The organism is Cupriavidus alkaliphilus (genome assembly GCF_014191175.1).
GTDB lineage: Bacteria > Pseudomonadota > Gammaproteobacteria > Burkholderiales > Burkholderiaceae > Cupriavidus > Cupriavidus alkaliphilus.
Genome location: NZ_JACHWE010000001.1, coordinates 535,693 through 549,119, shown reverse-complemented (window position 1 = coordinate 549,119; position 13,427 = coordinate 535,693). Strand labels below are relative to the sequence as shown.

At 68.2% G+C, this 13,427-nt stretch carries 14 protein-coding genes, 1 tRNA gene and 1 riboswitch; of the genes, 3 read left to right on the top strand and 12 right to left on the bottom strand.

Going from position 1 to position 13,427, the window contains the following annotated elements:
- Positions 1 to 2 precede the first annotated feature (2 nt).
- Positions 3 to 641 (bottom strand): peroxiredoxin, encoded by a 639-nt coding sequence (locus FHX60_RS02655; protein WP_112774478.1) that lies wholly within the window; start codon positions 639 to 641, stop codon positions 3 to 5.
- A gap of 277 nt (positions 642 to 918) precedes the next feature.
- On the opposite strand from FHX60_RS02655, the gene FHX60_RS02650 reads away from it, so the two are divergent.
- The 3 genes from FHX60_RS02650 to FHX60_RS02640 all read left to right on the top strand — a co-directional run bounded on the left by FHX60_RS02650 (position 919) and on the right by FHX60_RS02640 (position 2,352).
- Complete coding sequence (locus FHX60_RS02650) at positions 919 to 1,245, top strand: ElaB/YgaM/YqjD family protein (RefSeq protein ID WP_010813729.1); 327 nt, start codon at positions 919 to 921, stop codon at positions 1,243 to 1,245.
- Positions 1,246 to 1,468: 223 nt separating this feature from the next.
- Positions 1,469 to 1,849, top strand: coding sequence for a phage holin family protein (locus FHX60_RS02645; protein ID WP_092306926.1), 381 nt, complete (start codon positions 1,469 to 1,471; stop codon positions 1,847 to 1,849).
- Positions 1,846 to 2,352 carry a DUF3318 domain-containing protein gene (locus FHX60_RS02640; protein ID WP_092306924.1) on the top strand — a complete coding sequence of 169 codons (507 nt, stop codon included), beginning with the start codon at positions 1,846 to 1,848 and terminating at the stop codon, positions 2,350 to 2,352. Before FHX60_RS02645 ends, FHX60_RS02640 begins: the two co-directional genes overlap by 4 nt.
- Positions 2,353 to 2,365: 13 nt before the next feature.
- Here FHX60_RS02640 and FHX60_RS02635 read toward each other — a convergent pair whose 3' ends face one another.
- The 11 genes from FHX60_RS02635 to ybgC form a co-directional block, all read right to left on the bottom strand.
- Positions 2,366 to 5,194, bottom strand: a complete 2,829-nt coding sequence (locus FHX60_RS02635; protein ID WP_260163366.1) for an EAL domain-containing protein — start codon at positions 5,192 to 5,194, stop codon at positions 2,366 to 2,368.
- Positions 5,195 to 5,395: 201 nt separating this feature from the next.
- Positions 5,396 to 5,471 (bottom strand) — tRNA-Lys (locus FHX60_RS02630).
- Between the two features lie 69 nt (positions 5,472 to 5,540).
- Positions 5,541 to 6,656: a YeeE/YedE family protein gene (locus FHX60_RS02625; protein WP_183282487.1), complete on the bottom strand. Its 1,116-nt coding sequence runs from the start codon at positions 6,654 to 6,656 to the stop codon at positions 5,541 to 5,543.
- 48 nt (positions 6,657 to 6,704) lie between these two features.
- On the bottom strand, positions 6,705 to 7,388 hold the full coding sequence (gene queC / locus FHX60_RS02620; RefSeq protein WP_183282486.1) for a 7-cyano-7-deazaguanine synthase QueC: 684 nt from the start codon (positions 7,386 to 7,388) through the stop codon (positions 6,705 to 6,707).
- A gap of 120 nt (positions 7,389 to 7,508) precedes the next feature.
- Positions 7,509 to 8,267: a tol-pal system protein YbgF gene (gene ybgF / locus FHX60_RS02615; RefSeq protein ID WP_112774474.1), complete on the bottom strand. Its 759-nt coding sequence runs from the start codon at positions 8,265 to 8,267 to the stop codon at positions 7,509 to 7,511.
- Between the two features lie 15 nt (positions 8,268 to 8,282).
- The gene (gene pal, locus FHX60_RS02610; RefSeq protein WP_112774473.1) at positions 8,283 to 8,795 is read right to left on the bottom strand and encodes a peptidoglycan-associated lipoprotein Pal; all 513 of its coding nucleotides are present in this window, start codon (positions 8,793 to 8,795) and stop codon (positions 8,283 to 8,285) included.
- Positions 8,796 to 8,810: 15 nt separating this feature from the next.
- The gene (tolB, locus tag FHX60_RS02605) at positions 8,811 to 10,184 is read right to left on the bottom strand and encodes a Tol-Pal system beta propeller repeat protein TolB (RefSeq protein ID WP_092306914.1); all 1,374 of its coding nucleotides are present in this window, start codon (positions 10,182 to 10,184) and stop codon (positions 8,811 to 8,813) included.
- 215 nt (positions 10,185 to 10,399) lie between these two features.
- Positions 10,400 to 11,449 carry a cell envelope integrity protein TolA gene (gene tolA / locus FHX60_RS02600; RefSeq protein WP_183282485.1) on the bottom strand — a complete coding sequence of 350 codons (1,050 nt, stop codon included), beginning with the start codon at positions 11,447 to 11,449 and terminating at the stop codon, positions 10,400 to 10,402.
- A gap of 36 nt (positions 11,450 to 11,485) precedes the next feature.
- Positions 11,486 to 11,929, bottom strand: a complete 444-nt coding sequence (gene tolR / locus FHX60_RS02595) for a protein TolR (protein WP_092306912.1) — start codon at positions 11,927 to 11,929, stop codon at positions 11,486 to 11,488.
- Between the two features lie 61 nt (positions 11,930 to 11,990).
- Positions 11,991 to 12,674, bottom strand: coding sequence for a protein TolQ (gene tolQ / locus FHX60_RS02590; RefSeq protein WP_012353556.1), 684 nt, complete (start codon positions 12,672 to 12,674; stop codon positions 11,991 to 11,993).
- On the bottom strand, positions 12,671 to 13,075 hold the full coding sequence (gene ybgC, locus FHX60_RS02585) for a tol-pal system-associated acyl-CoA thioesterase (RefSeq protein ID WP_012353557.1): 405 nt from the start codon (positions 13,073 to 13,075) through the stop codon (positions 12,671 to 12,673). The genes tolQ and ybgC overlap by 4 nt, the downstream gene beginning before the upstream one ends.
- 165 nt (positions 13,076 to 13,240) lie before the next feature.
- Positions 13,241 to 13,366, top strand: a riboswitch (ZMP/ZTP riboswitch).
- The last annotated feature ends 61 nt before the right edge of the window (positions 13,367 to 13,427 follow it).

Genomic DNA, 13,427 nt, shown 5'->3' with positions numbered 1-13,427 from the left:
GTTCATTTGTCGGGCTGGGGCGTCAGGCGCAGGTACGGACGCACGGCCTGGTAGCCCTTGGGGAATTTCTCGCGCAGCACGGCTTCATCCTTCAGCGACGGCACGATCACCACGTCGTCGCCGTCCTGCCAGTTGCCCGGCGTCGCCACGCTGTGGCTGTCGGTCAGCTGCAGCGAGTCGATCACGCGCAGCACCTCGTTGAAGTTGCGCCCGGTGCTGGCCGGGTAGGTGATGATCAGGCGCACCTTCTTGTTCGGGTCGATGATGAACAGCGAGCGCACCGTCAGGGTCTCGTTCGCGTTCGGGTGGATCATGTCGTAGAGCTGCGACACCTTGCGGTCGGCGTCGGCCAGGATCGGGAAGTTGACCTCGGTCGCCTGGGTCTCGTTGATGTCCGCGATCCAGCCGCGGTGCGAGTCCACGGTATCGACCGACAGCGCGATCGCCTTGACGCCGCGGCGGGCGAATTCATCCTTCAGCCGCGCGGTAAGGCCCAGTTCGGTGGTGCACACCGGGGTATAGTCGGCCGGGTGCGAGAACAGCACGCCCCAGCTGTCGCCAAGCCACGCATGGAAGCGGATGCGGCCTTCGCTGGAATCCTGCTCGAAGTCCGGGGCGATATCGCCAAGACGCAACGCCATGTTCTGTTCTCCTGATTTCACGGTGGAACCAGAGTAACTGGATTGATATCCAACCCAAACGAATATAAAGTCACTACAAAATCACTCGTAGTCATATAGACATCCTCTGACATTCATCAGGCCCGCTTTCGTGCATGCTGGCAATACTGGAAGCTCGACCCGCAGCGAACGCGCTGCCGCGAACCCTGTTCCGGGCGCGTCGCCTTGAAACGACGACGTGTCGCCACATATGCTAAGTATCAGACCGACAAATGCCGTTAGCCTCGGAGCGAAGAAAATGTCAGAATCCGCACAAACCGAACCAACCGCCCGCAAACAGGAGAAACTGATGAGCGATGTCAAGACCGTTCTGTCCGACGCCGAGGAACTGCTGAAGCAAGCCGCCTCGACCACCGGGGAAAAGGCCGCCGAACTGCGCGAGCGTGGCATGGGCCTGCTCAAGCAAGCCAAGGAAAAGGCCCAGGACCTGCAAGACGCCGTCGTAACCAAGAGCAAGGCCGCCGCGCGCGCCACCGACGACTACGTGCACGACCACCCGTGGCGCGCCGTGGGCGTGGCGGCCGGCGTGGGCCTGCTGATCGGTCTGCTGCTCAACCGCAAGTAAGCACTGCAAATCCGGCGCGGCCCGCCAAGGCCGCGCCATCGCGGCAGCCCGCCCGCCGGGTTGCCAATGGCCGGGGCGCCCGGTGTACCGGTAACGCTGTCGCGGTTGGCCTGTGATGGTCGACCCGCCGTTGCCGACACAACCTGGCGCCGTCATCCGGCCCCGCCAGCTGGATAGGTGCGTACGGCCATGCCGGCGCACCGCTCTTTCACGCCGGAGCCGCATGAGCGAAGCCACCCCTTCCCCCAAGTTCCTCGACGCCGTGCGCAACCTGGCCGGCTCGCTCGTGGCGATGGTGCAGACGCGCCTGGAGCTTGCCAGCGTGGAGTTGGCCGAGGAGCGCACACGCTTGCTGAAGGTCGCCCTGCTGGCCTTGTTCGGGCTGGCGTTCTTCGGGCTGGGCCTGGTCACGCTGACCGCCCTCATCGCGATCCTGTTCTGGGACACCTACCGCTGGCAGGCGCTGGGCGCGCTGACGGTGCTCTACCTGGTGCTGTGCGCCGTCTGCCTGGCGTACGCCCGCAGCGTGCTGCGCAACGCGCCGCCGATGCTGGAAGCCACGCTTGCCGAAATCGACAAAGACCGGGAGATCCTGCGCCGATGAGCACACTCGACCCTGACGACAGCACGCCCGCTCGCGAACGGGGCGAATACCCGCGCGCGCCCCGGTTCACGCAGGAGGTGCGCCTGCCGCTCGCGGTGCGCAAGGAACTGCTGCTGACCCGCGCCGCCCTCGAACGCCACGATTGCCTGCAGGCGCTGCACGCGGTGCGCGGCGGCGTGCACCGCCTGGGCACCGTCAGTGCCTGGCTGCCGCGGATCGCGCGGCCGGGCTCGTGGATGAAGGTGGTCGGGCTGACCAAGGACTACCCGCTGCTCAGCACCGCGGTGACGCTGGCGCTGCCGCTGGTCAAGCGGGTGCCGGTGCTGCGCCTGACCTGGAAGCTGTCCAAGCTGGGGCTGGTCGCCGGCGCGGCCTACTGGGCCTACAACACCTGGCGCGACGCCAAGGGCCAGGCGGTGCCGCCGGCCAACGTGCCGACCCCGGCCCCGGCAGGCACCCCGCCCGCCGCCGACACCGGCTTCCGCGATCCGCTGATTCCCTGACGGTGCCGGCAACTCAGCCGGCCAGCGCCATGGCCGGCCGCGCGCCGGCCTCCGGGGCGGCCGGTGCGAACGGCACCGGCGGCGCAATGTGATAGCCCTGCGCCAGGTCCACACCCAGCTCGCGCAAGCGCTCGAGCATTGCCTCGTTCTCGACGAATTCCGCAATGGTCTGCTTGCCCATGGCGTGGCCGATGCGCTGGATCACCTCCACCATCACCAGGTTGACCGGATCGGCCAGCATGTCGCGCACGAAGCCGCCGTCGATCTTCAGGTAGGCGGCGGGCAGGTGCTTGAGGTAGGTGAACGACGACATGCCCGCGCCAAAGTCGTCCAGCGCGAAGCGGCAGCCGAGCTGCTGCAACTGCATGATGAACGCGCCGGCCTGCGCCAGGTTGGCAATGGCCGCGGTCTCCGTGATCTCGAAGCAGATGCCGTCCAGCGCGATGCCGAAGCGCTGCGCCTGCTCGCGCACGAAATCCGGGAACTGGATGTCGGCCAGCGAAGAGCCTGACAGGTTGATCGCACAGGTCGTGATCTCGGCCTGGCGCCCGGCCAGCGTGGCGAACGCGGTCTCGACCACCCAGCGGTCGATCATCGGCATCAGGTTGTAGCGCTCGCAGGCCGGCACGAAGGCCATCGGCGGCACCAGCCGTCCGCGCTCGTCGACCATGCGCAGCAACAGCTCCACATGGCGCCCCGCCGCCGGCACCGTGCCCGGCTGAACCGGCACGATCTCCTGCGAGAACAGGCAGAAGCGGCCGGCCGCCAGCGCCGCGTGCACGCGGCTGACCCACTCCATCTCGCCATGGCGCGCCTGCACCACGCTGTCCAGCGGATGGTAGACCTGCACGCGGTTGCGCCCGCCCTCCTTGGCCACGTAGCACGCCGCGTCGGCCGCGCTGAGCGCCTCGGCCACGCTGCCGGTGTGCCGGTCCAGCGTGACCAGGCCGATGCTGACCCCGACCGCGAAGGTGCGCTGCCGGTGCGCAAAGCGGAAACTCGAAATCGCGTGGCGAAGTCCCTCGGCGACGCGCTCGCCATCGGCCGTGCCGCAATGCTCGAGCAGCACGCCGAACTCGTCGCCGCCCAGCCGCGCCAGCATGTCGCTGCGGCGCAGCTGGCCGCGCATGATCTCGGCCATCTGGCGGATCAGCTCGTCACCCGCGGCGTGGCCGCAGGTATCGTTGACCACCTTGAACTGGTCCAGGTCCAGGTACATCAAGGTGTGGGGGATGCCCTGGGCGCGCGCGCGCTCGATCGCCGCGGCCAGCCGGCGCTCGAATTCGGCGCGGTTGACCAGGCCGGTCAGCGCGTCATGGCTGGCTTCGTACGCCAGGCGCGCGGCATGCGCGCGTTCCTGGCTGATGTCGTGCAGCACCACCACCACGCCGATGGCCTGCGCGGCGCGGTCGCGGATCAGCGCCACCGACGGCTTGACCGCCAGCGCCTGCCCTGGCTGCCCGGCACCATCGCGCTGCACCAGCTGGGCCGAGCGGCTGTGCCAGCGCTGGCGCAGCGCCAGCGTCACGATATCGGGCAGCGGCGCCAGGCTGTCCTCGTCGCGCAGCACGCAGACTTCGCTCAGCGGCAGGCCCCGGGCCTCGGCTTCGCGCCATCCGGTCAGTGCTTCGGCGGCGGGGTTGAGCGACTGCACGCGGCCCCATACATCGGCGGTCACCACCGCGTCGCCGATCGCCTGCAGCGTGACCTGCGCGCGTTCCTTTTCGGCAAACAGCTGGGTCTCGTAGCGCTTGTGGTCGGAGATATCGGTCAGCGAGCCCGCCATGCGCGCGCGCCGGCGCCCCGCACCGCGCACCAGCCGGCCGCGGGCGCGCACCCAGAGATAGTCGCCGGCCCGGTTGCGCAGGCGGAATTCGGCATCGTAGGGCTCGCCGCTGCGCAGGTGATGCGCCAGCTTGGCTTCGAACGCCGCCAGCTCCGACGGATGCAGCAGTCCCAGCACGGTTTCGCGCGCATGCGGCAGCTCGTCGCCGCGGTAGCCCAGCATCTGCGCGCAGCGCGGCGAGAAATACAGCTCGCCGCGGCCCAGGTGCCAGTCCCACAGGCCATCGTTGCTGCCCTCGACCGCCAGCTGCAGTTGTTCCTCGCGCTGCGCCAGCGCCTCGCGCAGCCGGCGCTCGCGCCGCAGCGGCCCGACCGACAGCAGGATCGCCGACATCAGCAGCGCCGCCGCCATCACCGCGCTGCCGTTGGTGAGCAGCCGCGTGACCCGGCGCGAAGCCTGGCCCAGGTGGCCCGAGAAGGCACGCTCCAGCGGCGTCAGCCTGGCGTCGATCTGGGCGATGTTGCGCAGCACCGGCGCAACGCAGGCGTCGTCGCAGCCGGGCTGGCTGGCCAGCCGCCGCAGCGCCAGCGCCTGCTCATGCAAGGCAAAGATTTCGACATCGCCCTGCGCCCACACGCGGATGGCGGCGTCGACCTCATGGATATGGCGGAAATTCCGGTACAGGCGCACCATCCGCGGGATGTCTTCGGGGTGGTTGCCGCCGGCGAGCAGGCCCTCGTGCACGCGTTCCAGGTCAGGCTCGGCACGGTCCAGTTCGAGGCGCGCGCGGTGGTCGCCGAACGGGATGGCGATGGACGCCAGGTAGGCGTCGAAATCCGCCGGATCGCGATCCTCGCCGTAGCGCAGCAGGTGCAGCACGGCGTTCTTCTGGCCCTTGGACCACTGGCTCTCGCCCGCGACAAAGGCGCGCGCGGCCGACAACAGGTCCAGGCTGGCGATGCTGAACAACGCCAGCGCGACCACCACCGGTACGAACGGCCAGATGATGCGCAGCACATGCCCGCTGGCCGGCAAGGAAACGCCTGCTCGCCGCATAGGTCTTGTCCGAGGGGCCGTGTCTCGCGGCCGTTCCGAGCGCCCGCGGTCCACATATGCCGCGGCTGACCCATTGTGCGGCGCGCGCCGGGCCCGCGTCTCTACCTCGAACTAGTTAAAGCACCCCCCACCATCGGGGCATGCCGGACGGAAAGAAAGCAAAAAGGGCCTGTGACGTGCGCCACAGGCCCTTCGTAATGCTGGTGGGTCGTGCGTGACTCGAACACGCGACCAACGGATTAAAAGTCCGCTGCTCTACCGACTGAGCTAACGACCCGAAAAAACAGAACCGCGATTATAGTGATGCGATTCTCGATGTGTCAAGCGCGCTGGGCGCGCCACCGCTTCAGACCATGCGTTCCAGGCGCCACATCTGGTAGCGGAACGCTAGTACCGCGCCGGCCAGGATCCCGGTCAGCGCGATAAACGATCCCAGCGCCAGCGTCGACACGCCCGACAGCCCCTGCCCGACCGTGCAGCCCAGCGCGGTGACGCCGCCGGCGCCCATCAGGATGCCGCCGACCATGTGGTTGGCGACGTCCTCGGCATTGCCGAAGCCTTCCCAGCGGAACGTGCGCGTGGCCAGCGCATACGCGGCCGCGCCGGCGATCACGCCGAACACGCTGACGATGCCGATGGTCAGCACCTTGCTCTTGTCGCTGAACAGCATCAGCCAGTCCAGCGTGTAGGCATACGGCGCGACGAAGCTCAGGCTTTCCATGCGGCCGCTGTTGGTCGAGACGAACAGTTCTTCCAGCGTATTGGGGTCTTCGGCGACGTAGCCGAGGTGGCCGGACACGTACCACATCGCCACGATGATCAGGCCCACGCCGACGCCGCCCAGCAGATTATCGAAGGTGCGGAAGCCGCGCCCTGCCAGCGCCCACGCCGCCAGCACGCCGCCCAGCGCCAGGCCCAGGCCCAGCTGCAGCACGCCGCGCGCCGCGCCGGTGCCCTGCGCCAGCACCGACGGCAGGTCCTGCGTGGTCGGCAGCGCCAGCGCCACCGCATCGACGGTATTGACGCGCACCACGCCGAACACGCCGCGCAGCGTCATGTAGGCCGACAACCCCAGGAACACGAACACCACCAGCGACTTCAGGTTGCCCGCGCCGATCCGCACCAGCGTCTTGCTGCCGCAGCCGGACGCCAGCACCATGCCGAAGCCGAACATCAGCCCGCCGGCCAGCGCCGACAGCCACGCCAGCTTGCTCGCGGCGTAGATGGTCTTGGTCGGGTCGATGGCGCCGTTCCAGGCCAGCACGCCGGTGCCGATCATGGCCACGCCGATCGCCAGGACCCACATGCGCATGCGGCTCCAGTCGCCCATGTTGACGATGTCCGAGACCGCCCCCATGGTGCAGAAGTGCGTGCGCTGCAGCACCGCGCCGAACAGGAAGGTCAGGACAAAGGTGCTCAGCAGCACCGAGCGCGACAGCGCGGCAAGATCGATTTCAGGCATGGGGCGGGAACGGCGGGCTCAGGCTAAGGCTCGGGCTCAGGTGCAGGATCAGGCGGCGGCCTGGTAGCGGGTCGGATCGGGCACGCCGGCGGCCTCGAAGCCGGCGCGGCGGATGCGGCAGGAATCGCACACGCCGCAGGCGCGGCCGTCGTCGTCGGCCTGGTAGCACGACACCGTCAGGCTGTAGTCGACGCCCAGCGCGATGCCGGCGCGGATGATCTCGCCCTTGGTCATGTCGATGATGGGCGCATGCACGCGGAAGCGGTCGCCCTCGACGCCAGCCTTGGTGGCCAGGTTGGCCAGGGTCTCGTAGGCGGCGACATACTCCGGGCGGCAGTCCGGGTAGCCGGAATAGTCGACCGCGTTGGCGCCGAAGAACAGGTCGCGCCCGCCCACCGCCTCGGCCCATCCGAGCGCCAGCGACAGCATGATGGTATTGCGCGCCGGCACATAGGTGACCGGGATGCCGCCGCTGGCGCCGTCGGTGGGGACCTCGAGCGCGTCGTCGGTCAGCGCCGAGCCGCCGAAGCGGCGCAGGTCGAGGTCGACGATCTCGTGGCGGACCGCGCCAAGGGCGGCGGCCACACGCTTGGCCGCTTCCAGTTCCGAGGAATGGCGCTGGCCATAGCGCATCGACAGCGCATAGGTCTTGAAGCCCTGGGCGCGGGCCATGGCAAGTACGGTGGCGGAGTCGAGTCCGCCGGACAGCAGGACGATGGCGCGTTGAGTCATGGTGCGGGTCGCGCCGGGGGCGGCGCGCAAGAACATTCAGGCGAATCGCATATTCTAGCGCGACAAACGAAAAAGGCCCGCCGAAGCGGGCCTTGCCGTGGCGGGCGGCGGCGCCGGCGCTTACTTCAGCGTCTTGAGCCGGTTGCTCGCCGCCTGCGCGCCCTCGGTGCCGGGATACTTCGCCACCACCTGCTCCAGCGTCTTGCGAGCGGCCGCCTTCTGGCCGGACTCGAGCTGGTTGTTGGCAATGGCGATCATCGCGTCCGGCACCTTGGGGTGCGTCGGGTTGGCGTTGACCATGTTCTGCAGCACGAAGGTGGAACCCTTGTAGTCGCGCTGCGCGTACAGCGAGTTGCCGAGCCAGTACTGTGCCAGCGGCAGGTACGGGCTCTGCGGGTACTTCTTCACGAACGCCGAGAACGAATTCCCCGCGGTCTTGAAATCGCCCGCCTGGAACTGCTTGAGCGCGGCATCGTATTCAGGCTTTTCGCCCGGCTGCGACACGCCTTCGCGACCTTCGACCGTGACCTGCTGCGGCTCGAATTTCTTCAGGCGCGCATCGAGGTCGGCGTAGTAGTCCTTCTGCTGCTTCTGCAGCGTGTCCACCGTGTTCTGCAGGACTTCGTTCTGACCGCGCAGCCGCGCCACTTCCTGGCGCAGGCCTTCGAGCTGGTTCTGCATGTCGAGCAGGTTGCGGCTGTTCTGCTCGATGCGCTGCGTCGCGGTCGCCTGGAAACCGTTGAACTGGTCGCGCAGGCTGATGACGGCCTTGCGGGCCTCGTCATCGTCGAACACTCCGGCATGCGCCTGCGACAGCGGCAGCATGCCGCCGCCGGCAACGGCGGCGAGCCACAACAGGGTGGAAACGCGTGCTTTCATGGAAGGCGGTCCAGATCAGTAGTTGATGTCCGCGCGGCGGTTCTCGGCCCACGAGGCTTCATCGTGGCCGGTCGCCTTGGGCTTTTCCTTGCCCAGGCTGACGGCTTCCATCTGCCCGTCGGGCACGCCCATCGAGGCCAGCGAGCGGCGCACGGCTTCGGCGCGCTTCTGGCCCAGCGCGAGGTTGTACTCGCTGGTGCCGCGTTCGTCGGTGTTGCCCTGGATCAGGATCTTGCGGCCCTTGTTGGTGCCCAGGTACTTGGCGTGCGCGCCCAGCATGCCCTGGTAGTCGGCCTTGACGGTGTAGCTGTCGAAGTCGAAGTAGACGCTGCGCTTGGCCAGCGGGCTGTTCGGGTCGTTCAGCGGATCGGCGGCGGTCACCGGGGTGACGGCGCGCGGATCGGCAGCGCCCGCGCCGGCCGTGCCGGCGCCGGCGTTGGCGGTATCGTCGAGCTTGACGCCGGAGCTGCAGGCGCCCAGGGCCAGCAGTGCGGCAACGGCAAGGGTTTTGGTCATCAGTTGAGGCATGGTGAATGACTCCTGTTATTGCATGAAAGGACCCCAGGACGGCTCGCGAACATCGCCGGACTGGAGGGACAGAACCTGCCGGGTACGCCCGTCAGTGGACACCGCCGCCAGCACCGCGCGACCGCCCACGCGGGTGGCATAGAGGATGTACTTGCCGTTGGCGGCGAAGCTGGGCGCTTCGTCGTTGGCCGTATCGGTCAGCGACGTCACGTCGCCATTGGTCAGGTCCTGCAACTGCAGCTTGAAGCCGCCCCCGCGCGAAATGTACGCCAGGTACTTGCCATCCGGCGAAATGCGCGGGCTCACGTTGTAGCTGCCCTTGAAGGTGACGCGTTGCGCCCCGCCGCCCTCCTCGCCGGAGGCGGGCATGCGGTAGACCTGCGGCGCACCGCCGCGGTCGCTGGTGAAATAGATGCTCTTGCCGTCGGGCGAGTACTGCGGCTCGGTGTCGATGGCGCTGCTGCGCGACAGGCGGCGGATGCCCGAGCCGTCGGCGTTGACCTGGTAGACCTGGGTATTGCCGTCGCGCGACAGCGCCAGCGCCAGGTGGCGGCCATCCGGCGACCACGACGGCGCGCTGTTGTTGCCCTTCTGGTTCGACACCAGCGTGCGCTTGCCGCTGGCCAGGTCGTGCACATAGACCACCGGCTTCTTGGCCTCGAACGAGACGTAGGCCACGCGCGCGCCGTCCGGCGACCATGACGGCGAGATGATGGGCTCGTTGCTGGTCAGCGCCACCTGGGCGTTCTGACCGTCCGAATCCGAGATCAGCAGCTGGTAGCGGCCGCCCACTTTCGATACGTAGGACAGGCGCGTGGCAAACACGCCGCGCTCGCCCAGCAGCTTTTCATAGATGTAGTCGGCGATCTTGTGCGCGGTCACGCGCAGCTGCGACTGGTTCACGGTAAAGGCCAGCCCGCCCAGGCTCTGGCCCTTGACGGTGTCGTACAGGCGGAAGCGCACTTCGTACTTGCCGCCCGCGGCCGGCGTCACGCTGCCGGCGACGAAGGCATCGGCGCCACGCGCCTTCCAGCTGCCCAGGTCGACATTGGCGGACTCGGCCACGGTCGCGCCGCCCGGGTCGACGTTGCGGAAACGGCCGCTGCGGGCCAGGTCCGAACGGATGATCGCGGTCAGGTTCTGCGGGCCCTGGGCCTCGCCCTGGAAGTTGGCGGTGGCCACCGGGAACTGGCTGGCGCCCACGCCGGAGATCTCAACGTTCAGCTGTGCGTGGGCGGCGCCGGCGGCCATGGTCATGGCCGCGGCCAGCCACGCCATCAGCGCGCGCCGGCCCGCCAGCGGCACCGGCCGGCTCGCACCTCGGGATGCGGGGGAATCTGCGTTGTGCCGCCTCGCGGACAGCCAGTTGGGGGCCCAAAGCTTTCGCATGCTGCTCCTCAGTCGATTTCAAGTTTCGTCGGGCACGACAGGCAATCGGCAACACGGGCAATGCGGCATTGCAGCGCGTGGCGCATGCCCCGTCCGTGTGCATACCGCACCGTCGGCTGCGTCAGGCAACCTGTCATGCTAGCGCTGGGACCGGAGCCCGACGATGAAGGTTGCATTATGTTGCAAATCATGCCGTGCCGTTCACTCAGTCTCACTCAGTCCTTCGGACGGAAGGTAATGGTGAAGCTGGCCGGCGCCTTGCCGTTCTCGTCGCGCGGCAGCGGATCGGAACGCTCGACCGCGCGCAGCACGGCATTGTCCCAGCCGGAGTTGCCGCTGGACTTGGACAGCCGCGCCGACAGCAGCGAACCGTCCGGCGCCAGCTGCACCGAGACCACCGCGGTCGGGTTGCCCGGCACGTCCTCGGTAAAGACGATGTTCGGCTTGACGCGGCGGCGCACGCGGTCGGCATAGCCTGGCGAAGCCTTGCCGCCACCGCCGGCACCGGCGCCGGCCGCATTGCCGACCCCGCCCCCGCCAGCGCCGGAGCCGCCGGCCAGCGCCTGCAGGCGCGCCAGCTCGCTCTTGCGCTGGGCGTTGGCGGCGGCTTCGCGCTTGGCCTTGGCGTCGGCGTCCGCCTTGGCCTTGGCATCGGCCTGGGCTTTCGCCTTGGCATCGGCCTGCGCTTTGGCCTTGGCCTCGGCGGCTTCCTTGCGCTCGCGCTCGGCCTGTTCCTTGCGGTCCTGCTCCTGCTGCGCGGCCTTCTTCTTCGCGTCTTCCTTGCGCTGCGCTTCCTTGCGCTCGGCTTCGCGCCGCTCGGTTTCCTTGCGCTCAGCCTCCTTGCGCAGGGCCTCCTTGCGGGCTTCTTCCTTGCGGGCGTCTTCCTTGCGCTCGGCCTCCTTGCGGGCCGCTTCCTTGCGCTCGGCTTCTTCGCGCGCGGCCGCTTCGGCGCGGCGCTTCTTCTGCTCCAGCGCGATGTCGGCGTCGTCCTCGACCTTGCTCTTCACCTGGGGCGGCGGCGGCGCCGGACGCGGCTGCACCACCGGCTCGGGCTCGGGTTGCGGCCGCGGTGGCGGGGGTGCGGTGGCGGCGGGAATCTCCTCCCACAGTTCGGCCTCGGCCCCGACCGGGGTGCTGCTCTGCCAGCTCACGCCGTAGTACAGCACCACAGACAGCAGCAGGTGCATGAGCAGCGCGAGCAGGAAGGAACGCAGGGTTCCCCGCTCCTTGACCGGCTGGTAGGGATAGGCGGCGGCGGTCGTCATCAGGCGCAACGGCAATCGGATAGGCGCTTCAATGCGTCAGGAGGTCTTGGACTTGACCATCAGGCCCACGCGCTTGACGCCGTCGGCTTTCAGGATCGACATCACGTCCAGCACCGCCTCGTACTTGACCGCGCGGTCGGCGGCGATCACCACCGGCTGGTCCGGGTTCTCGTTCTGGCGCTGGTGGACGAAGTCCAGCAGGCCCTGCTTGTCGAGCTTGCGCTCGAAGGCATTGCCGGCGGTGTCCTTGCCGCGCGCGGTGAGCTGGCCGTCTTCATGCACGGTGACGACGATCGGCGGCGCCTTCTGCTGCGGCGTGGCATTGGCCACGGTGGGCAGGTCGACGGTGGCGGGGCTGACGATCGGCGCGGCCACCATGAAGATGACCAGCAGCACGAGCATGACGTCGATGTACGGCACGACGTTGATCTCGGCGCTGGCCCGGCGGCGCGAGCCGCCGCGGCGCTGAATGGCTGCCATTGCAGGACTCCTGGAAACGCCGGCCCGGACTCACCGCCCGGACCGTTGATAGGGAATACGGTTAGCGGGTCTGCCGCTGCAGGATGTTCAGGAACTCTTCCATGAAGCTCTCGAACCGGATCGCCAGGCGATCGATTTCGGTGGCATAGCGGTTGTAGGCGATCACTGCCGGGATCGCGGCGAACAGGCCGATCGCGGTCGCCACCAGTGCTTCGGCAATGCCGGGCGCCACCGACGCAAGCGTCGCCTGCTGCACGTTCGACAGCCCGCGGAACGCGTTCATGATCCCCCACACCGTGCCGAACAGGCCGATATACGGGCTCACCGAACCGACCGAGGCCAGGAACGGCAAATGCGATTCCAGCACGTCCATCTCGCGCTGGTAGGCCGCGCGCATGGCGCGGCGGGCGGCGTCGAGCAGCGCGCCGGCCTCGTTGCCGCGCTCGCGCGCCTTCAGGAACTCGCCCATGCCGGATTCGAAGATCCGTTCCAGCGCACCGGTGTTGTGGCGGTTGTTGACGGCGCTGTTATAGAGCGCCTGCAGGTCGCCGCCAGCCCAGAAGTCGCGCTCGAAGCCTTCGGTCTGGGTGCGCGCCGAACGCACCGCCAGGTGCTTGCGGAAGATATAGGTCCACGAAAACAGCGACATGACGAGCAACAGCGCCATGACGGCCTGTGCCAGCACGCTGGCGTGGAGCACCAGCGTTACGATCGACATGTCTTGCGTGACGGTCACGGGATTCATCGTGCTGACTTGATGGTGGCTAGAACGGGGTCGGGGATCGGGGCGGGACGGAAAGTGCTTTTGTCGACGCAGCCAACGCGGATCGCGCCGGTCGCGAGCATCAGCTCGCCACGCCAGGCTTCCTGGGTGAACTGCACCGAAGCCGGGCCGACCCGGTCGATGCGCGTGCGGATCTCAAGCTGGTCGTCCAGCCGGGCGGGCGCATTGTAGTCCACCGCCGTGCTGCGGACGATGAAGACCACGCCCGCCTGGTCGGCGAGCGCCTGCTGTTCGATGCCGAGCGAGCGCAGCCACTCGGTGCGGGCGCGCTCGAAGAACTTGAGGTAGTTGGCGTAGAACACTACGCCGCCTGCATCGGTGTCTTCCCAGTACACCCGCAGGGTCCAGACAAAGTTTGTCATGGCCGCGATTGTAACGGAGAGCGATACCCGTTTCGTGTAAACCCGCAGGACGACTTTGCAACAGCAAGTTGCTGGCCAGGCCCGCGCCAGCCCTTGCCAGCGCTTGGCTGGCGGGTCCACGGCTTGCGGCGGGCGGCCGCCTCGCGCTACACTGCGCGCAACCATTCCATCTTGCGCGACTGGCGAAGTCAGTGGGCACTACCACGAGGAAGCGCAAGTTCTCTGGCGTGAAGTTTCCATACGCCATGGCGTTGACGCGAGTCATGCCTGCCGCTCGCCTGGGCAGCGAATGGGAAGCAGGGTGCGCCCTGCGCCGACGGCCCCAAGCCGCCGGTGCCGGTCGCCGCTAGCC